Annotated in this window: 16 protein-coding genes; 9 read left to right on the top strand and 7 right to left on the bottom strand. The window is 73.9% G+C overall.

Annotated features, from left to right (window positions below):
* The coding region (locus ABD296_RS37345; RefSeq protein WP_344278713.1) for an ATP-binding protein at nucleotides 1-2,040 on the bottom strand (2,040 nt) is incomplete at its 3' end.
* A 179-nt stretch (nucleotides 2,041-2,219) separates the two neighbouring features.
* On the opposite strand from ABD296_RS37345, the gene ABD296_RS37340 reads away from it, so the two are divergent.
* The gene (locus ABD296_RS37340) at nucleotides 2,220-3,569 is read left to right on the top strand and encodes a PucR family transcriptional regulator (RefSeq protein WP_344278711.1); all 1,350 of its coding nucleotides are present in this window, start codon (nucleotides 2,220-2,222) and stop codon (nucleotides 3,567-3,569) included.
* 11 nt (nucleotides 3,570-3,580) lie between these two features.
* Here the strand turns inward: ABD296_RS37340 and ABD296_RS37335 are convergent, their stop codons facing one another.
* Complete coding sequence (locus ABD296_RS37335) at nucleotides 3,581-3,943, bottom strand: hypothetical protein (protein WP_344278709.1); 363 nt, start codon at nucleotides 3,941-3,943, stop codon at nucleotides 3,581-3,583.
* 366 nt (nucleotides 3,944-4,309) lie between these two features.
* On the opposite strand from ABD296_RS37335, the gene ABD296_RS37330 reads away from it, so the two are divergent.
* A complete protein-coding gene (locus ABD296_RS37330; protein ID WP_344278706.1) occupies nucleotides 4,310-5,434 on the top strand; it encodes an alpha/beta hydrolase in 1,125 nt (374 codons plus the stop codon).
* A 24-nt stretch (nucleotides 5,435-5,458) separates the two neighbouring features.
* On the opposite strand, the gene ABD296_RS37325 is transcribed toward ABD296_RS37330, so the two are convergent.
* Nucleotides 5,459-6,805 carry a sensor histidine kinase gene (locus ABD296_RS37325; RefSeq protein WP_344278703.1) on the bottom strand — a complete coding sequence of 449 codons (1,347 nt, stop codon included), beginning with the start codon at nucleotides 6,803-6,805 and terminating at the stop codon, nucleotides 5,459-5,461.
* Nucleotides 6,806-6,970: 165 nt separating this feature from the next.
* Here ABD296_RS37325 and ABD296_RS37320 point away from each other — a divergent pair, with 165 nt between their 5' ends.
* The 3 genes from ABD296_RS37320 to ABD296_RS37310 are packed head-to-tail and all read left to right on the top strand — an operon-like array spanning nucleotide 6,971 to nucleotide 9,355.
* Nucleotides 6,971-7,192 carry a hypothetical protein gene (locus ABD296_RS37320; RefSeq protein WP_344278700.1) on the top strand — a complete coding sequence of 74 codons (222 nt, stop codon included), beginning with the start codon at nucleotides 6,971-6,973 and terminating at the stop codon, nucleotides 7,190-7,192.
* A gap of 26 nt (nucleotides 7,193-7,218) precedes the next feature.
* Entirely contained in the window at nucleotides 7,219-7,908 is a 690-nt protein-coding gene (locus ABD296_RS37315) for a response regulator transcription factor (RefSeq protein WP_344278697.1), read from the top strand.
* A 58-nt stretch (nucleotides 7,909-7,966) separates the two neighbouring features.
* Nucleotides 7,967-9,355 (top strand): FAD-dependent monooxygenase, encoded by a 1,389-nt coding sequence (locus ABD296_RS37310; protein ID WP_344278694.1) that lies wholly within the window; start codon nucleotides 7,967-7,969, stop codon nucleotides 9,353-9,355.
* A 16-nt stretch (nucleotides 9,356-9,371) separates the two neighbouring features.
* Here the strand turns inward: ABD296_RS37310 and ABD296_RS37305 are convergent, their stop codons facing one another.
* Nucleotides 9,372-10,580, bottom strand: a complete 1,209-nt coding sequence (locus tag ABD296_RS37305; RefSeq protein WP_344278691.1) for a S8 family serine peptidase — start codon at nucleotides 10,578-10,580, stop codon at nucleotides 9,372-9,374.
* A gap of 902 nt (nucleotides 10,581-11,482) precedes the next feature.
* On the opposite strand from ABD296_RS37305, the gene ABD296_RS37300 reads away from it, so the two are divergent.
* Nucleotides 11,483-11,683: a hypothetical protein gene (locus ABD296_RS37300; protein WP_344278689.1), complete on the top strand. Its 201-nt coding sequence runs from the start codon at nucleotides 11,483-11,485 to the stop codon at nucleotides 11,681-11,683.
* 278 nt (nucleotides 11,684-11,961) lie between these two features.
* On the opposite strand, the gene ABD296_RS37295 is transcribed toward ABD296_RS37300, so the two are convergent.
* Both ABD296_RS37295 and ABD296_RS37290 read right to left on the bottom strand, forming a co-directional pair.
* Nucleotides 11,962-12,417, bottom strand: a complete 456-nt coding sequence (locus tag ABD296_RS37295) for a hypothetical protein (protein ID WP_344278686.1) — start codon at nucleotides 12,415-12,417, stop codon at nucleotides 11,962-11,964.
* A 167-nt stretch (nucleotides 12,418-12,584) separates the two neighbouring features.
* Nucleotides 12,585-13,208: a LysE family translocator gene (locus ABD296_RS37290; RefSeq protein ID WP_344278683.1), complete on the bottom strand. Its 624-nt coding sequence runs from the start codon at nucleotides 13,206-13,208 to the stop codon at nucleotides 12,585-12,587.
* 43 nt (nucleotides 13,209-13,251) lie between these two features.
* Between ABD296_RS37290 and ABD296_RS37285 the strand changes: the two genes are divergently transcribed.
* Complete coding sequence (locus ABD296_RS37285) at nucleotides 13,252-15,333, top strand: sensor histidine kinase (protein ID WP_344278680.1); 2,082 nt, start codon at nucleotides 13,252-13,254, stop codon at nucleotides 15,331-15,333.
* Here the strand turns inward: ABD296_RS37285 and ABD296_RS37280 are convergent.
* Entirely contained in the window at nucleotides 15,330-15,935 is a 606-nt protein-coding gene (locus ABD296_RS37280; protein ID WP_344278677.1) for a response regulator transcription factor, read from the bottom strand. The two genes, ABD296_RS37285 and ABD296_RS37280, sit on opposite strands and share 4 nt — an antisense overlap.
* 123 nt (nucleotides 15,936-16,058) lie before the next feature.
* Between ABD296_RS37280 and ABD296_RS37275 the strand changes: the two genes are divergently transcribed.
* Together ABD296_RS37275 and ABD296_RS37270 are read left to right on the top strand one after the other, a co-directional pair.
* Entirely contained in the window at nucleotides 16,059-16,790 is a 732-nt protein-coding gene (locus ABD296_RS37275; RefSeq protein ID WP_344278674.1) for an ABC transporter ATP-binding protein, read from the top strand.
* The gene (locus tag ABD296_RS37270) at nucleotides 16,790-19,207 is read left to right on the top strand and encodes an FtsX-like permease family protein (RefSeq protein ID WP_344278718.1); all 2,418 of its coding nucleotides are present in this window, start codon (nucleotides 16,790-16,792) and stop codon (nucleotides 19,205-19,207) included. The genes ABD296_RS37275 and ABD296_RS37270 overlap by 1 nt, the downstream gene beginning before the upstream one ends.
* The last annotated feature ends 32 nt before the right edge of the window (nucleotides 19,208-19,239 follow it).

The raw sequence follows: 19,239 nt of genomic DNA, 5'->3' as shown, positions 1-19,239 counted from the left end.
GCCGGCGAGCCCGCGCCGGTCCGCGCCGCCGGACAGCGCTTCCAGGCGCCGGTGCGCCGCGTCCCGGTCCCCGTTGAACGCCGCGACCAGCGCGAGCGCGGCGAGCTGCTCGGCGGCATGCCCGTGCTGCCCGGTCGCCCGCGCCAGCCGCAGCCCCTCGTGGCAGGCGGCGACCGGCACCGGCGGATGGCCGAGCAGCGTCTCGCACCGCGCCGCCGCCGCCAGCGCGTAGGACTCGGCGGGCGCGTCTCCGCGCAGCCGCCCGGACGCGACCGCCCCGGCCGCCAGGGCGCGCGCCCGCCCGTCCCCGAGGGCGAGAGCCGCGAGCGCCGCCCACGCCTGCGCGGCGGAGTCGTCTGCGGTCGTCTCGCCCAGCCGGACGGCGCGCCGGAGCAGTCCGGCGGCCTCGGCGTAGCGGCCGCGGAACGTCGCGGCCATCCCGGCGAGGTGCGCCCGCATCAGGTCGGCGCGCGGCGTCTCCGGCCCGCCCGGCAGGTTCGCCGCGCGCTCCGCGATCTCCGCGTACGCGGCGTGGTCGCCCGCGGCGTCCGCCGACGCGGCCGCCCACATGAGGGCCGACAGCGCCAGCCCGCCGTCGGTTCCGGCGAGCCGCTCGGCCGCGTCCCGCAGCATCGGCATCGCCGTGGCCGGGGACCCCGAGCCCGCCTCGATCTCGCCGCGCAGCAGCTCGGCGAGCCCGGCGCGGGTCCCGTCCTGGACCAGCGGCCGGATCTCCCGCAGCACGGCCCGCGCCCGGCGCGCCCGCCCGCCCGCCCAGGCGTCGCTGGCGGCGGCCAGCAGCCGGGCCGCGCGCGCGCCGCGCTCGGACGTCAGCGCGGCGGCGCGCTGCCACGCCCGCCACGAGTCGCCGTACCGGCCGGCCCGCCGGGACGCCGACGCCTCCTCCGCCAGCTCGCCGGCGATCCGGTCGTCGGCCTCGCCGGACAGCGCCGCCCGGTGCCAGATCCGCGACGGCCGCTGCCAGTCCTGCACGAGCAGCTGCGCGAGCAGCGCGTGCGCGGCGCGCCGCTCGGCCCGCTGCGCCTCCGCCCACAGCGACGTCCGGACGAGCCGGTCCCGCACGACGACCGCGTCGTCCCCGGCCACCGCGTGGTCGGCGAGCCGCAGCAGGCCCGACTCGCGCGCCGCCTCGATCTCGCGGGCGCCGATCCCGGCCGTCCGGACGGCCCGCGCCACCGTGGGCGCGCCGAGCCATTCGTCCGCCGCCACCATCAGCACGAGCCGCTGCGCCCCGGACGGGAGCCGCAGGTGGCGGCGCCGGTACAGGGTGCGCAGGACGCTGCCGGGCGGCAGCGCCCGGGGCGGCGCGGCGCCGCCGGACAGCTGCGCCGCGGTCAGCCCGCCGGCCAGTTCCCGCACGGCGAGCGCGCACCCGCTCGCCAGGTCGACGACCTCCTCGGCGAGCTCCGTGCCGAGCGCGTCGCCGACCGCGTCCTGCAGGATGCGCAGGCTCGCGTCCTCGTCCAGCGGCGGCAGCCGCAGGTGCGGGATGCCGGTGAGCGGGGCCGGCATGCGCGTGGCGAAGACGATCGCGAGCCGCTCGTCCTGGACGCGGCGCGCCGCGAAGGCCAGCGCGTCCAGCGTGACCCGGTCGAGCCACTGCGCGTCGTCCACCCGGCACAGCACCGGTTCGGCGCGGGCGGCGAGGTTCAGCAGCTCGCAGACCGCCGAGTACAGGACGAACGGCGCCGGGGCGGCGCCGCCGGTGAGGGGGGCCAGCGCCGTCCGGAAGGCCGGCGGCAGCTCCGCGACCAGGCCGGACAGGGGCCGCAGCAGCCGGTGCAGCCCCGCGTAGGGGACGTCCGCCTCCGCGGGGACGCCGATGGTCGAAAGCACGCGGAACCCCGCGGCGGCGTTGCGCGCGGCGGCGTCGAGCAGCGCCGTCTTGCCCATGCCGGCGTCGGCGACGATGGTCATCGCGCCGCCGTGCCCGTCCCGCGCCCGGCCGAGGAGCCCTTCGACGGCCGCGACCTCCCGGTCGCGCCCGTACAGCCGATCGTGTCCAGAGAACACACCCATGGTCAGCAGATGAGCACGCGTCCGCCGGACGGTCCAGAGCGGCGTTCTGTTTCGGGGCGGCGACGCAACGGGAACGGGCCGCGGTTGTGCACCGGCACAGTGCGGGCGGGGAGCGGTGGTCCCAAAGTACCCGCGGTGGCACGATGAGCCCCCCTGCATTGTGCCGGAGGTGGCGGGCGATGACGGCAGGCCGGTCGGGAACCACGGAACACGCGGACGCCGGAAGCGGCGAGGCCCTCCGCGGGGACCCCGCCCACGAGCAGGCGCGGCGCGACCCCGTCCACCGGGACCCGGGCCGCGCGGACGACGACCGGGCGATCCTGCGCAAGGCGGTGCTGCGGCTGACCGACCGGCTGCCCGACCTCGCCGACCGGCTCGCCGCCGAGATCCTCTCCGGCGACGACGGCGACCGCTCCGAGCAGTTGCGCGGCGACCTGTCGGAGGTCTGCCGGACCGGGCTCGGGCACGGCTTCGAGGCGATCCTCGACCCCGGCCGGGGCCGCGCCGACCTGGACTGGGCGCGCCGGCTCGGCCGGCGCCGCGCGCACCAGGGCCAGCCGCTGGACCAGCTGCTGCGCTCCTACCGGCTGGCCGGGCGGGTGTTCTGGGAGGCCGTCGTCGAGGTCGTCGGCCGGCACGACCCCGGCAACGTGCCCGCGCTCGTCCGGCAGGCGACCCGCACCTGGGACACCATCGACGAGCAGTCCGGCGCCGCCGCCGCGGCCTACCACCAGACCGAGCTGTCGCTGGCCCGGCGCAGCGAGGAGCGCGTCCAGGCGATCGTGGACGCGCTGCTGGACGGGCAGGGCGCGGACGGCGGCCTGCTCGCCACCGCCGCGTCCGTGCTCGGGCTGCCGGCCGCCGGCCGCTACGCGGTGGTCATGCTCGGCGCCGAGGGCGGTTTCGCCGGCGGGTTCGCGCGCGAGTTCTCCGGCGGCCGCGACCGGCGCCCGGGCGACATCGGCGGGATGCGGTTCATCTGGCGGCTGCGCGCCGACGCGCAGGTCGCGCTCGTCGCGCTCGGCGCCGCGGAGCTGGACGACCTCGTCGACGCCGTCCGCCCCTACGCCCAGGCGCACGCCGGCGTCAGCCCCGTCGTGCACACCCTCGCCGAGCTCGGCGGCGCGCGCTGGCTGGCCGAGCTGGCGCTGCGGACCTGCCGCGGCTCCGGCCGGCAGATCGCCCGCCTCGACCGGCGCCTCCCCGACGCGCTGGTGCTGTCGCAGCCGCGGCTGGCCGGCCGGCTCGGCGACGTCGCGCTCGGCGGCCTGACCGGCGTGGACCCCGCCTTCCGGGACGTCCTGCTCGCCACCCTCACCATCTGGCTGGACTGCGACGGCTCCGCCGCCCGCGCCGCCGACCGGCTGTTCTGCCACCGCAACACCGTCCTCAACCGGCTCCGCAAGGTCGAGCAGCTCACCGGCCGGACGCTCGCCCATCCCCGCGACCTGGTCGAGATCGCGCTCGCCCTCAGCGCCGTCCGGCTGCACGGCCCGGCCCCGGCCGAGCGGCGCGACGCCTCGGGTTGACCGGTGACCGGCTAACCGGTGACCACGGCGCGGACCAGGCGGAAGTAGTCGAAGGGACGCAGCGCGTCGGTCCGCCGCCACGCCTCGGGCGGGACGGCCCGTTCCAGGGAAAGGTTCTCGACGACGTCGAGGCCGTGGTCCTTGAGCAGGGCGTTCACCTCGTCCGGCGCGAACCACGTCCGGGACGGCTCGCCCGCGTCGCGGACGACCCGCGCGGCGATCTCGGCGTAGGCGTCGCCCTCGGCGTCGCGCAGGCCGGGCGGCAGCGCGTAGTCCATGACCAGTTCGGTGCCGGGCGCGAGGCGGCCGATCTCGGCGAGCGTGCCGGCGACGGCGTCGCGGGTGAGGAAGTAGGCGACGCCGAGCCAGCTCACCAGTGCCGGGCGGGCGGTGTCGAGACCCGCCCCGGCCAGCGGCCGGACCGGGCCGCCGCGGCCGACAGCGCGGTGCGGCTGGGCTGTCCTTCGTCCATCGAGCCTGCCCTCCTCCCGGCTCCGGTGTGCCCGGAGCACTCGAGAAAGGCAGCCTATTCGGCGATAACGCCATCATGGCAGTCGCAAATAAATTCCCCATATACGTCCTGTCAAGATCTCGCGGCATTCTTTTCGGTGCGTCTCCGGTGTTTATCCAGTGCGCTCGCGGGTGGGTTAACGCGGAGCTAACCCGGCGTTGTCGTCCGGCTGATGCGGTGGCGGCTAACTTGACGGTCGGACGAAGACCGGCTGCCTTAGGGGGAGGGCATGGGGCTCACCGGAGGCGGATTCATCGCGCTGCTGTTCCTGGCGGTCGCGGGCCTGTTCGCGTTCACCCTGTGGTGGTGGCCGCGGGGCGCGCGCTCGGGGCCCGGCGCCGTCGCCGCCAGGCTCGGGCTGCTGGCCGGCACGCAGGCCGTCACGCTGCTCGCCGTGCTCGCCGCGGTCAACGCGCACTTCGAGTTCTACTCCGGCTGGGACGACCTGTTCGCGACCAACGCGGCGCCCGCGCGGATCAAGCACGTGATGGCGAAGGCCGGCGGGCCGGTGAAGCAGATCGACACCGCCACGATCAAAAGGCTCGGCAGTGCCGCCGCCAAACGCGACGCCGCCGTATCCGGCGCGGTAGAGGAATATCGCTTCCAGGGTCAGGAAACGGGGCTGAACGCCGAATCCTTTGTGCTGCTTCCGCCGCAGTACTACCAGCCCGCGTACGCCCGGACGCGCTTTCCCGTGATCGTCGTACTGACCGGATATCCGGGGCATCCGACCGCGCTGCTGCACACCATGCGCTTTCCCGAACTGGTCAGGCAGGGGGAGCGGGCCGGGCTCCCGCCCGCGATCTACGTGCTGATGCGGCCGACGGAGGCGCCGCCGCGCGACACCGAGTGCGCGGACGTGCCCGGCGGGCCGCAGGTGGAGAGCTTCTTCGCCGCCGACGTGCCGCTGGCGATGTGGGCCCACTACCGGGTCGCCGCCGCCCGCACCGGCTGGGGGATCATGGGCGACTCCACCGGCGGGTTCTGCGCCGCCAAGCTCGCGATGAAGCACCCGGACCGCTATTCGGCCGCGGCGTCGCTGTCCGGATACTTCAACACGATCCAGGACATCACGACGGGCAAGCTGTTCGACGGGAACAAGGCCCTCCAGGACGAGAGCAACCTCCTGTGGCGCGAGAAGCACCTTCCCGCCCCGCCGATCTCGCTTCTCGTGGCGTCCTGCCGGGTCGGCGAGAAGACCTTCCCGGAGAACGAGCGGTTCATCGCCGGGATCCGCCCGCCCACGCGGGCCGACAGCCTGTTCCTGCCGTCCGGCGGCCACAACTACCGCACGTTCCGCCGCATGGTCCCCGCGACGCTCCGCTGGTTCGGCACCCACCTCAGGGCCGAGTGACGGCCGCGCGGTCCGGGCGCGGCGTCAGGCGCCGTCGTCGTCGGCGGCCTCGGGCGCGGGCTCGGACATGGGCTCGGACGCGGGCAGCAGCAGCGTGAAGATCGGCGGGGACGGCCGCCGCAGCACCAGCCGGCCGCCCTCCGCCTCCGCCAGGGCCCGCGCCAGCGCCAGCCCGATCCCGTGCCCGCCGTCCCCCACGCCGCCGGAGTGCCGGCGCGCGAAGATGTCCTCGGTCTCGGTGACGCCGGGCCCCTCGTCCGACACGTCGATGGCCAGGCCGCCGCCGATGTCGCTGGCCTCCACGGTGACCCGCCCCGCGCCGTGCGCCTGCGCGTTGTCCAGCAGCACCCCGAGGATCTGCCGCACCGCCGACGCCGAAGCGTGCACCTCCGGCAGCGGCCCCCGCGCCGCCACCTCCAGCGGACGGCCCGCGGGCGGCCGCAGCCGCAGCTCCTCCAGCAGCCCCGGCACGTCCAGCCGCTCCCGGTTCGGGGCCGCGTCCCGCGCCAGGCTCAGCAGGTCGCCGATGATGTCGCGCAGGTGCTCCCCGCGCCGCACCGCCGTCCGCACCGCCGCCTCCAGGTCCGCCCCGGGCCGCTCCAGCGCCGACTCCAGCCCGAGCAGCAGCCCGGTCAGCGGCGTCCGCAGCTGGTGCGACACGTCCGCGCTGAACGCCCGCTCCCGGTCCAGCATCGACCCGAGCCGGCGCGCCGTCACCTCCAGCGCCCGGCCCGCCTCGTCCGCCTCCAGCACCCCCGACGACCGCGCCCGCACGGTGAAGTCGCCGTCCCCGAGCGCCTGCGCCGCCGCCGTCAGCCGCTCCAGCGGGCGCGCCAGCCGCCGCGACTGGTACCGCGCCACGAACGCCGCCAGCCCGATGATGAGCAGCGCGAACGCCGCCATCACCCACCAGGCCCGCTCGATCCGCCGGGTGACGACCCGCTCCGGCATCCCGACCCGCGCCACGGACGTCACGCCCTCGTCCGACGGGATCGGCGCCGTCACCACCAGCCGGCCGTGCTCGTCGCGCTGGTGCAGCCGGCCGTCCCGCGCCTGCCGCGCCGCGCCCGAGTGCGGCGGGCCCTCCCCGGTCAGCAGGTTCCCGTCGATCCCGTAGATCCCCACCCGCAGCCGCTCGTTCAGGCCCTCCGGCAGCCGGATCGGACGCGGATGCCGCGCCTCGTCGTCCGGCGCCGTCGCCGCGACGCGGGTCGCGTCCCGCTCCAGCTTCGTCACCGCCTCGTTGCGGTACAGCCGCTGCACCGCCACCGCCAGCGGGATGATCAGCAGCGCCACCGCCACCGCGGTGATCCCCGCGATGGTGACCAGCAGCCTGCGCCGCAGCGGCGCCGTCCTCGGAACCGCGTCCACACTCGCCTCCCGCCCGGAGGATAGCCGCGGCCGGGACGCCCGGGCCCGCCGCGCGGCCGCGCCGCGCCAAGGTAAGCGAGGCCCTAACCCACCGCACAGCCGCCGCTGACGCGCCCCGGACTAGGTTGCGTGCTGACGCCGGCGTCGAGAGGGGGAGGCACGATCATGCGCAGGCTGCTCATCGGCGTACTGATCGTCACGGCGCTGGCCGGCGTCGGGCTCGGCCACGCGGTCCACGTCCACCGCGACTGCGCGGACGAGCCCGGCTCCCGGCTCGGCAAGGTCGTCGACGTCGTCACGGACGCCGTCACCGCGACCACCCGCGGCTCGTTCTGCGCGCCCCGGCGGCCCGGCGCCCGGACGACCGCCGTCCCCGCCCGCACGTGACCGCCCCCGTCCGTAACATCGGGACCATGGCCGGACCGTACGTGCTCGTCGTGGAGGACGACGAGGCCATCGGCAGCGAGCTCGCCGAGGCCCTCGCCGCCCACGGCTACGAGGCCGACTGGGCCGCCACCGGCGGCGACGCCCTCGACAGCGCGTCCCGCCGCGCCCCCGACCTCATCCTGCTGGACCTCGGGCTCCCCGACATCGAGGGCGTCACCCTCTGCCGGCGGCTCCGCACCGTCCTGCGCGACGCGGTGATCGTCGTACTCACTGCCCGCACCCAGGAGTTCGAGGTCGTCGTCGCGCTCGACGCCGGCGCCGACGACTACCTCACCAAGCCGTTCCGGCTCACCGAGCTGATGGCCCGGCTCCGCGCCCACCTGCGCCGCAGCAGCGCCGGACGCGCCGACGAGCGGTTCGTCACCGCCGGCCGCCTCTCCCTCGACCTCGCCGCCCGCCGCGCCAGCTACGCCGGCACCGAGATCGCGCTGCGCCCCAAGGAGTTCGACCTGCTCGCCCGGCTGGTGTCCAGCGCCGGCGAGGTCGTCACCCGCGAGGACCTCATCGACCAGGTCTGGGACACCAACTGGTTCGGCCCGACCAAGACCCTCGACGTGCACATCTCCGCGCTGCGCCGCAAGCTCGCCCAGCAGGGCGCCGACCCGGGCAGCATCACCACCCTGCGGGGCCGCGGCTACCGCTACGAGCGCGACTGAGATCCGCTGCCAGCGTCCTGCCAGCGAGCTGCCAGGGCCGCCGCCCACCCTGGGTCCCATGATCCTCATCGCAGGCGCCGGCCCGACCGGCCTCACCCTCGCCATCGACCTCGCCCGCCGTGGCGTCCCGCACCGCATCGTCGACCCCGGGCACCCGGCCGGCTCGCGCGGCAAGGGCCTCCAGCCCCGCACCCTCGAGGTCTTCGACGACCTCGGCGTCATCGACGCCGTCCGCGCAGCCGGCGCCCCCTACCCGTCGCTGCGCGCGTACGCCGGCGCCGACGTCGTCTGGGAGGGCCGCATGCACGAGCCCGTTCCGCCGACGCCCGAGGTGCCGTACCCGAACGTCCTGATGGTGCCGCAGTGGCGCACCGAGCGGATCCTCCGCGACCGCCTCACCGCCCTCGGCGGCCGCGTCGACACCGCCGGACTCGCCTCCTTCACGCAGGACGACGCGGGCGTCACCGCCGTCCTGACCGACGGCACGACCGTCCGCGCCGCCTACCTCGTCGGCGCCGACGGCGGACGCAGCACCGTCCGCAAGACCCTCGGCGTCCCGTTCCTCGGCGAGACCCGCGACGAGGAGCGCATGCTCATCGGGGACGTCCAGACCCCCGACCTGGACCGCGACCACTGGCACATGTGGGCCGACCCGGAGACCCGGACGCCGCGCCTCGGCCTCTGCCCGCTCCCCGGCACGTCCGACTTCCAGTTCACCGCCCCCCTCGCCCCCGGCGAAGACCCCGAGCTCACCCTCGCCACCTACCAGAAGCACCTCGCCGCCGGCACCGGTCGCGACGACATCCGCCTCACCGGCCTCGGCTGGGCGTCGGTCTACCGCGTCAACATCCGCATGGCCGGACGGTTCCGCTCAGGCCGCGTCCTCCTCGCCGGCGACGCCGCCCACGTCCACTCGCCCGCCGGCGGCCAGGGCCTCAACACCGGTGTCCAGGACGCCTACAACCTCGGCTGGAAGCTCGCCGCCGGTTCCCCGTCCCTCCTCGACACCTACGAGGAGGAACGCCTGCCCGTCGCCGCCGGCGTCCTCGGCATCAGCACCGCCCTCTACCAGAAGGCCGCCGAAGGCCAAGCCGACGCCCACAAGCGCGGCGAGGAGACCCAGCAACTGCTCCTCGCCTACCCCGACAGCCCGCTCTCGTCCGGCCCCCTCGGCGGCACCCGCGCCCCCAACGCCCACCTCGCGGACGGCACCACCCTCTTCGACGCCTTCCGCGGCCCCCACTTCACCCTGCTGGCCTTCAACACCGAGGCCCCCGGTTGCGGCCCCGCCGTCCGCACCGTCCAGATCACCGCCAACCCCGACGCCGAAGCCGCCTACGGCATCACCGCCCCGACCCTCGTCCTCGTCCGCCCCGACGGCTACCGAGCCCACACCGGCAACCCCGACTCCACCACCACCTACCTCACCCACCTCAACCTCCGCTGAGACCGGCGAACTGGAATCAGGTCGTCCGACGCCTCCGAAGCCAAAGAAGCCAGATGCAGGCGGCACCACCGACCAGCAGGGCGACGACCCCCGCGACGGCGGCATAGAGCGAAGAGGATGGGCCGCCGCCTGATCGGTGTGCTCGGGTGGCGGTTTCGGGAGTTGAAGCACTGATCCCAGGGGCTGTCGCCTTTGCCTGGTCGAATCTGCCGTAGACCGGGTTGGGGGCACCGGCCGGCACGGGGTATTTCGCGGGGTCCATGGCGCGGGCGATGCGGATGGCGCCGTAGCCGGTCGCCTTGTCGGGGACGGGCTTGCTCACCGGCAGGGCCGTGGCGATGAGCCGCTGGACGACCGTGCGGCCGGACATGCTCGGATTGTGCGCCCGGATAAGGGCCACCGCTCCCGACACCAGCGCGGCCGACGCGCTCGTCCCCTCCGCGTCCGCGTAGACCTTGTCGCCTCTGCCGACGAGCACCGAGCCGCTCGCGGGAGCGGCGACGGCGACGTAGGGCTGCCGCTGGGTCTTCTCCCAAGGGCTCAGGTCAGAGTTGATGCCGCCGACGGCCACGACTCCCGGACAGGATCCCGGAGCCTCAGGAGAATTGATCGTCTTTCCACTGTTGCCCGCACTGGAAACGACCACGACATCGTGCTCGATCGCATACCCGATGGTGTCCATGAGCTTCTTCGGGCACTGATGAGGGAAGTTGCTCGATCCGGCTCCGATGGACAGGTTGATGACTTTGGCGCCCTTGTCGACCGCGAAGCGCATGCCGCTGGTGACGGCGTCCGTAAGGTCAAGGCCGGAGCCCGGAAGGTCACCGACCACCACGTGCACCGGGAGGATCCTGGCTTCCGGGGCGATCCCCACGTAGCCGCTCTTCCCGCCTCCCTGGCCCGCGATCATCACGGCCATCGAGGTGCCGTGGCCGTCCTCGAAGATGTCCATGTCCTTCCGGCCGTCCGTCTTGCCGCCCGCAGTGTCCGCGCCTTTGAGGACGACGCCGGAGAGCTCTGGAACACGCGAGTCGACGCCGCTGTCGAGAACGGCGACCGTGACTCCGGAGCCTTTCGAAAGCGGCCACACGGAGTCCTGAACATCCCAGGCCGAAAACCACCACTCATCCTTGCGCGGCTCGAACTCCGCAGAGGCCGGCGAGGCGATGGCCGGAAGGAGGCTCAATGCCGCGGCGGCAGCGGCCACACGGTAAGAGGCCCTCACACGTCTTCCTTCGCGAACCGGTGCTCGTGGGCGAGCGCGTCGCCTTCCACGCTGATCAGTCCTCTTCGGGCCGTTTGCGGGCCGTGCCCAAAACGCTCGGGGACGTTTCGATGTCGTCGTCCCAGACGCCCGGGTCCTCTCCCGCCCATGACCGGCGTTCGCGCTCCCGATCTCGCTGGGCCGATCCTGTGCCACCGGTCATGGGGCCCATCGCCGCAGGGCCCGAGCGTGCCGTGCCGGCTTCCGGCAGGGGATCGGCCTGGGCGGCGGCCGGGCCGACTCGGCCTCGTCCGATCACACCATCGCGTATGCGTCCGCTGCCCGGTGAACCATTGCCGCCCAGACCCTCGGCCTCCGGCAGAGTGCCGCCTTTGAAGCTGTATCCGCCTTTGGGAGCGCCGATCGCGGCGCCATCTGGAAGGCCCGCTTCTCCGGGGCGGGGTGGAACGAAGCCGGGCAAGCCGGGCACCGATGCTCCAGGTCCCGCTCGCCCCGGCCCGGTGACCGGCGCGAGCGGCGACGTGGAAGGCGAAGCGGGATCACCCGGGACGACGGTTCCTCCGCCGTTCGGGTCGCCTGTCCCGGGAGGGTGAACCCCTGAAAGATTCGTCCCGGGCTCCGGATTCTGGCCGACTCCTGGAGAACTCGGTGTCGAGCCTGGCAGCGCGCCGGAATCAGGTCCACCCGGCGGTGCCATGAGAGCAGGGTCGCCGGGAGTGCCGCCGCTCGATGAGGGAGACGCGTTCCCCGGGGCACCGGGTCCTCCCGGTCCGCCGGTACCAGAGGGCCCGGGGACGACTCCGCCGACGGTTCCTTCCGGGCCTCCGGTGCTTCCACGAACTCCGGAGCCGTCGGGACCTCCCGCGGGCACGGGGTTGATGCGAGGACCGTGGCCGATCCGAATGGCACTGAGCGATGTCGAGATGCTCGGAGGGATCGCGCTCCATGTCTCGGTGATGCGCTCGTTCGCGCCCTGCATCCAGGAACGGGCCTCGGCGTCGTCCTTGGGCTGCGGCATCTTGGCCTTGTACCAGGCCAGATACTCGGATCCGTGGCGTTCGACGGCCGTACCGAAGTCCCTGGACGCGGCGCCGATGGTGTGACTCGATGCCCAGAGATCGCGCATTTGCTCCTGAGCGGCAGAGGCGTCGGTTCCGGTCCAGGCGTCGTTCAGATCGTGACCGATCTGGGCGAGCCTGGCGGTGAGCTTCTCGTAGGCGCCGGCGAACCTGAGGTATGCCTCTCCGGCGTCCGTGACGGCGCCGGGGTCACTGGACCTCAGGTACTGCACGATCGCCGTCCGGTCATACCGGCCCGGTGATCCGCCGGGGGCGCCGTCGCGCATGGGATACACGTAATCGTTCGTCACTTCGGCCTCCCGTTATCTCAGCGATCCCGGTCCGGAGCGCGGGTGGTCGGTGGCGCGGGGCGAGGGATCGGACGATGGGACCGGAGCGTTCTCCAGTTCCATCCGGACGGCCATGACGCGCCGCTCCAGTTCGGACTCGACGTCGTCGTACACCTGTGCGGTGCGCCGGAGCATCTTGATGGCTTGCAGCGCGTCCACCAGGAATGCATCGTGCTGTTCGGCGAGCACCGAGCGACCCTTCACGATGCTGGAGACGAGGTTCCGGGCCGCGTCCCAGGTGCCGTAGGCCTGGTCGGGCATGCTGTTGGCACGCTGGAGGTCTTCGGTGGCCTCGATGATCTCTTCGAGGTCGGATTCGAGGCGTTTGGCTATGGCGCGGAGGCGGGCGCGGTCGACGCGGAGTTCGCCGGTCTGGTTGAGGCCGGGCCAGTTGCCGTAGGCGCCGGGCGGTACCGATCTCGGATCCACGGGCGGCATTGCGCTTCCCCTCCAGCTCCCGTCGTGCCGGTGCGTGCCGTCGGGGTGCGGTCCCGGCGACGCCGCTGACGACTCTGGCATACGGCTTGACCGGGTGTCAGGGATCGTGCAATTCGGAAGGCGGCAAGATCCTTTATCGGGCGACCGGATCCGGAGGGTCAGGGTTTGGCGGCGAGGCGGAGGCCGAGGCCGATGAAGAGGGAGCCGGTCGCGACGTCCAGGCGGCTGCGGGCGGTGCGGCGGCGGCGGAGCCATTCGCCTATCCGGCCGGCGAGCACGCCGACCGTGCCGTCGACGAGGAATTCGAGGGCGATCAGGATGGCGCCGAGAACGGTGAACTGGAGCCAGACGTCGCCCATTCGCGGGTTGATGAACTGGGGGAGGAAGGCAATGGTGAAGGTGACCATCTTGGGGTTCAGCAGATTGGTCAGCAGGCCGTTGAGGTAGGCGCGGCGGCCGGAGGGGGCGTCGGCGGGGGCGTCGTCCTGGGCGTTGCGGTGACGGATGGTCTGGACGCCCAGGTAGATGAGGTAGGCGGCGCCGACGAGGCGGACGGCGGCGAAGGCGATCGGGACGGCGGCGAAGAGGGCGGCGAGGCCGGCGGCGGCGACGGCGACGTGGACGGCCTCGCTGGTGGCGACGCCGGCGGTGGCGAGGAGCCCGGCGCGGGGGCCGCCGCGCATGCCGCAGCCGAGGATGAACAGCATGTCCGGGCCGGGCACGAGCATCGCGATGACCGAGGTCAGCAGGAAGGCGGCGAGGAGGTGCTGGTCGATCGGCATGGCAGGATCGTGCCACGCCGGGCAGGCGAGGTACATCCGGATTGTGGGGGCTGGTGTGCGGGGGACGGCGCGGCCGATCGTCGGGGCCGTGCTGGCGTCGTTCGCGGGGGTGTACGTGCTCGCGGCGCCCGCGCGGACGTCCGGGGCCGCCCGGATCGGGGCCGCGATCGCCCTGGTGGCGGTCGTCCTGGGCGTCCAGGTCGTACGGGTCGTTTCGCGCGACGGCCGGTGGCGGTGGGGCGTCCCCGTCCAGGCGGCGGCGGCTTACGCGGGCGTGCTGGCGTTCGGCACGTCTCTGGGGATCCTCGGGTTCGTCGCGGGTTCGCTCGTGCTGGCCGGGCTGTGGCCGCTCGCGGTGGCGGTCGTGGGGAGCGCGGCGGTCCTCGGCGATGCCGACGTGACGATCACCTGCCTGCTGACCGGGCTCGTCGTCTACGGGCTGGTGCGGCTGGCGGACCGGGCGGACGACACGGTGGCCGCGCGGTTGCCGTTGACGATGGCGGCGGTGGCGCGGGAGCGGCTGCGCATTTCGGTGGAGTTGAACCGGGGCCTCGGTGAGGGGCTGCGGGAGATCTCGGACGGGAGCCGGCGCGCGGTCGAGCGGCCCGAGGCGATCGCGGACGTGCTGGGGGTCGCGCGGCGGTCGCTGAACGGGGCGCGGGCGGCGGCGGCCGATTTCCGGAGCATGTCGCTGGCGCCTGAGGCGTCGGCGGCGCGCGCGCTGTTGGAGGCCGCAGGCGTCCAAGCGGAGGTACGGACCGGCCATAGGGAGCCTCTGGGGCCGGCAGGGGCGCTGCTGGCGATGGCATTGCGCGAGGCCGTCACCGACGTGGTGCGGGTGGGGACGGCACGCAACTGCCTTATCGAGACGTCGGAAGAGGACGGGTTCGTACAGCTGCGCGTGGTGAACGACGGTGTCCGCACGGTTGAGCGGGGTGCGGAGGGGCTGGAGGACGCCGCGCAGCGGGTGAGGGCCGCGGGCGGTGCCTTCTCCACGGGGCTGGAGGAGGACGGCCGGTTCGCGGTCGACGTCTCGATGAAGGCGGGGGAGCGGCCGGTGAGCCTGCCGGACCGGATCGCCTACCGGCTTTCCGTGGGCTTGTTGGCCGCCGTACTGGCCGGGTTCTCCGTCAAGGGACTGCTCATGGTTCCTTGGGGTCTGGAGTGGGCCGCTGCGGCGGCGATGCTCGTTCTGATCGGCGCGCTACAGCTGCTATGGGCGAGCAGTGGACGGCCCAGGGTGTGGGGGCTGATCCTCGCCGTGTTGAGCTTCGCGCCCGTCCCACTGTTCGGAAAGGCGTGGCTGGGCGTTGCGGGGTTCCTTGTCGGGACGCTCCTGGTAGGTGTCCCGGGGAAGTACGCCGTCCCGCTGGTGGCGGCAACGATGGCGGGCGTGGGCGCCGGTGCGTGGGCGCTGGGCCTGGGAGCGGCGGCCGTCACCAACTACGTGATCAGCACGCTGGTCACGGGCCTGGTGGTGTACGGGCTCGTCCGGCTTGCGCGGCTCGTCCGGGATCTGCGGGTGGCCGGGGAGGAACTGGCGCGGGCGGCGACCGTCCAGGAGCGGCTGCGGGCCGCGCGCGATCTGCACGACCTGCTCGGGCACAGCCTGGCGGCGATCCTCCTCAAATGCGAGCTGGCACGGCGGCTGGCGGACGTGGATCCGGCGCGCGCGCGGGCGGAGCTGGACGAGGTCGTGGCCATGGCGGAACGGGCCGGCAAGGACCTGCAGACCGCGACCGGAGGCGACGCGGAATTGTCGCTGGACGGGGAGGCGCGCTCGGCGCGGTCCGTGCTGACGGCGGCGGGCGTCGAGGTGGAGATGGAACTCGCGCACGGCGAGGTGGGGGACGAGACGTCGGCGGTGCTCAGCACGGTGCTGCGTGAGGCCGTGACCAACGTGCTGCGGCACAGCGCTGCGAAACGCTGCGTCATCACGACCGCGCGGGATGGCGGTACCGTCCGCCTAGTTGTGGAGAATGACGGGTTGGATCCGGGGGCGCCCCGTACGCCGCCGGGGTCGGGAATCGGGAACCTGGCGACCCGCCTGGCATCGTTCGGAGGGACGCTCAGCGCGCGCGCCGACGGCCAGGGGAACTTCCGGGTGGAAGCGGCCGTCGGCTAGAGCCAGCCCGCCTCGTGGGCGATGCGGGCGGCGTCGGTGCGGTTGCGGGCGTTGAGCTTGGTGACGACGGCGGTCAGGTAGTTGCGGACCGTCCCGGCCGACAGGTGCAGCCGCGCGGCGATCTCCGGGGCCTCGGCGCCCTCGGCGGCCAGCCGCAGGACGTCCGTCTCGCGCGGGGTGAGGGGGTTGTCGGCGAGGTCCCAGGCGGTGAGCGCGAGCTTGGGGTCCAGGACCCGTTCGCCGGCGGCGACCTTGCGGATCCCGGCGGCGAGCTCGTCGGGCGGCGCGGTCTTCAGCAGGAAGCCGCGGACGTTCGCCGCCAGGGCGCGGCGCAGGTGGCCGGGCTTGCCGTGGCCGGTGAGGATGAGCGTGGCGACGTCCGGGAGCGCGTCGCGCAGGGCGGCCGCCGCCGCGAGACCGTCCATTCCCGGCATGTCGACGTCCAGGACCGCGACGTCCGGACGGGCGGAGCGGGCAGCGGCGAGGACCGCGTCACCGCGGTCGACCTCGGCCACCACGGTCAGGTCGGGCTCGAGCGACAGCAGCGACGCCAGGGCGCTGCGCACCACGTGGTGGTCGTCCGCCAGAAGCACGTTGATCACGGTGCAATGTCTACCAAAACTGTCGACCAGCGACCTCGTCACGGGTCGGACCATGACGAGGTCACATATGACCGGTGATGACGTCTCTGGCCCGTGAAGCACCAGGTCAGAAGACTTGTCGGCATGAACGAAGCGGTGCGGATGGACGCGGTCAGCAAGGTGTACGGCAAGGGGCGCGGGGCGGTGGCGGCGCTGCGCGAGGTGACGATGGGCATCCCGCGCGGCCGGTTCACCGCCGTCATGGGCCCGTCCGGGTCGGGCAAGAGCACGTTCCTGCACTGCGCGGCGGGGCTCGACACGCCCACGTCCGGCAGCGTCCGGCTGGGGGACACGGAGCTGTCCTCCATGAACGAGACGAAGCTGACGGAGCTGCGCCGGGAGCGGGTCGGTTTCGTGTTCCAGGCGTTCAATCTGGTGTCGTCGCTTACGGTCGAGCAGAACATCACCTTGCCGCTGCTGCTGTCGCGTACGCGAGTCGACCGGAAATGGCTCGATGAGGTCGTCGCAAGGGTCGGGCTTGGCGAACGACTAGGGCACCGTCCCGCCCAGTTGTCCGGTGGGCAGCAGCAGCGTGTCGCCATAGCGCGCGCGCTGGTGACCCGTCCGGAGGTCGTGTTCGGGGACGAGCCGACAGGCGCGCTCGACACGATGACGGCACGGGACGTGCTCTCCCTGCTGCGCGAGACCGTCGACGGCATGGGCCAGACGGTCGTGATGGTCACCCACGATCCGTCCGCCGCGTCCTATGCGGACACGGTCCTTTTCTTGGCGGACGGCCGGATCGTCGACTCGATGGACGCGCCGTCCAGCGACAAGGTGGCGGCTCGCATGACCCGGATGGGGGCGTGGAACTGATGCTGCGGATCGTCCTGTCCACGTTGCGGCACCGCAAGGCCGGCTTCGCCGGCGCGTTCGTCGCGCTGCTGTGCGCGGCGGCCCTGGTGTGCGCGTGCGGAGTCCTGCTCGACACCGGGCTGCGCGGCTCGGTCGCGCCGGAGCGGTACGCGGGCGCGCCGGTGGTGGTGACCGGCGACCAGTTCGTCCACCAGAGGAAGATCAAGAAGAAGGGCAAGGTCAAGCACAAGGCGAAGGCGATCGCCGAGCGGGCCTGGCTGCCCGCGCCGGTCGCGGACCGGGTCCGCGCGGCCGGTGCCCATGATGTGGTCACCGAGGTCACGTTCCCGGCCGAGATCGGTTCCGGAGCGGACGAGTCGTGGGGACACGGCTGGGAGTCGGCCGCGCTGACCCCGTTCACGCTGCGGGAGGGCCGGGCGCCGGGCGCCCGCGACGAGATCGTCGTCGACGCCGCGACGGCCCGCGCGAACGGCCTGCACGCCGGGTCGCGGGTGCGGGTCGCGTCCGCCGAGCCCGGCGTCTACCGGGTCTCCGGAGTGACGCGGCAGGCGCTGAAGAACCAGGCGGCGATCTTCTTCTCGACCGCCGAGGCGCGACGGCTGGCCGGGCACCCCGGGATGGTCACGGCGATCGGCGCGACCGGCTCGAAGGCCGCGATCGCCGGTGCGCTGCGCGGCACCCGCGCCACCGTCCACACCGGGAAGGACCGCGGCAAGGCCGAGTTCCTCGGCGCGGAGAAGTCCCGCATCAAGCTGATCAGCATGGGCGGCGCGCTCGGCGGGACGGCCCTGCTCGTCGCGATCCTGGTCGTGTCCGGCACGTTCGCGCTGTCGGTGCAGCAGCGGGAGCGGGAGATCGCGCTGCTGCGCGCCGTCGCGGCCACGCCCCGGCAGGTCCGGCGGATGATCGGGCGCGAGGCGCTGCTCGTCGGCCTGGTCGCCGGGCCGCTTGGGGCCGCTGCCGGGCTGCCGCTGGCGTTCTGGCTGCGCGACCGGTTCCGCGGCCTCGGCGCCCTGCCGCCGAACCTGGACCTGGTCGTCAGCCCGTTCCCGCCGGCTGCGGCGGCGGTGGCGGCCGTCGTCGCGGCCGTCGCGGCGGCTCGGCTCGCTGCCCGCCGGACGGCCCGCATCCGTCCTGTGGAGGCCCTGGGGGATGCGGCGCTGCGCCCGGCCCGGCTCGGCGCCGTCCGGGCCCTGGCGGGCCTGCTGGTCCTCGCGGGCGCCGTCGTGCTGACGGTCGTGCTCGCCGGCCTGCACACCGATGCCGCGTCGAGCCCGGTCACGATGCTGGCGGCGATCGTCTGGACGGTCGCCGTGGCGCTGCTCGGCCCGGTCATCGCCCGCGCGGCCGTCGCCGTCCTGGGCGTCCCGCTGCGCGCGTTCCCGGTCGGCGGGCGGCTCGCCGACGCGAACCTCGGCACGGGCGCGCGGCGGCTCGCGTCCGTGATCACGCCGCTGACGCTGATGATGGGGCTGACGGCCACGATCCTGTTCGTCCAGACGACGATGGGGCACGCCTCCGCGCGCCAGGCGACCGAGGGCACGGTGGCCGCGCACATCGCCGGCCCCAAGGTGCCGCACGGCACGGCGGAGGAGATCCGCCGCACGCCCGGTGTCACCGCCGTGACGGAGGTCGTGCACAGCACCGTCCGGGTGGGCCTGGAGAACTACGGGATTCAGGGCGTCACGCCCAGCGGGCTCGACAAGACCATGGATCTGGACGTCCGCAAGGGCGACATCAAGAATCTGGACGCCTCCTCCATCGCGGTCAGCACGACCGCGGCGTCCCGCCTACACGTCGCACCGGGCGACACACTCCGCCTCACCCTCGGCGACGGCACGCCCATAGCTCCGAAGGTCATCGCCATATACGGACGGGGGCTCGGCTTCGGTGACCTGACCATCGCCCACGACCTCCTCGCCGCCCACGTGGACGACCCGCGCGGCACGCTCCTCATCGCGGGCACCGCGCCGAAGGGCGTGCCGACCACGGACGCCGCGTCGCCGGCCGAGGACAAGGCGTCCACGAACGCCGAGGTCAACTATGTCGCCATGGGCCTGATCATCGCGTTCACCGCCATTGCCGTGGTCAACACGCTGGCCATGTCGACCGCCGACCGCGCCCGCGAGCTCGCTCTACTGCGGCTCGTCGGCACCACCCGCGGCCAGATCGCGCGGATGCTCGGCTGGGAGACGCTCGCCGTCGTGCTGATCGCGGGCGTCCTCGGCACCGCGATCGCGTTCGCCGTGCTCACCGCGTTCGGGCAGGGCATGACGGGCGGCGCCCCGTACGTCCCGCCGCTCGCCCACCTGGGCGTTCTCGCCTGGGGCGCCCTCCTCGCGGCGGCGGCCACGGCGCTGCCGGCCCGGCTGGCGATGGCGGCCCGCCCCGCCGACGTCATCGGCGCCCGCGAGTAGGACGCGCATAGGATCGGTCCGCATCCGTCCCC

It is taken from the genome of Actinomadura napierensis, from assembly GCF_039529375.1.
Classification (GTDB): domain Bacteria; phylum Actinomycetota; class Actinomycetes; order Streptosporangiales; family Streptosporangiaceae; genus Spirillospora; species Spirillospora napierensis.
This window is presented reverse-complemented; position numbering and strand designations above follow the sequence as displayed.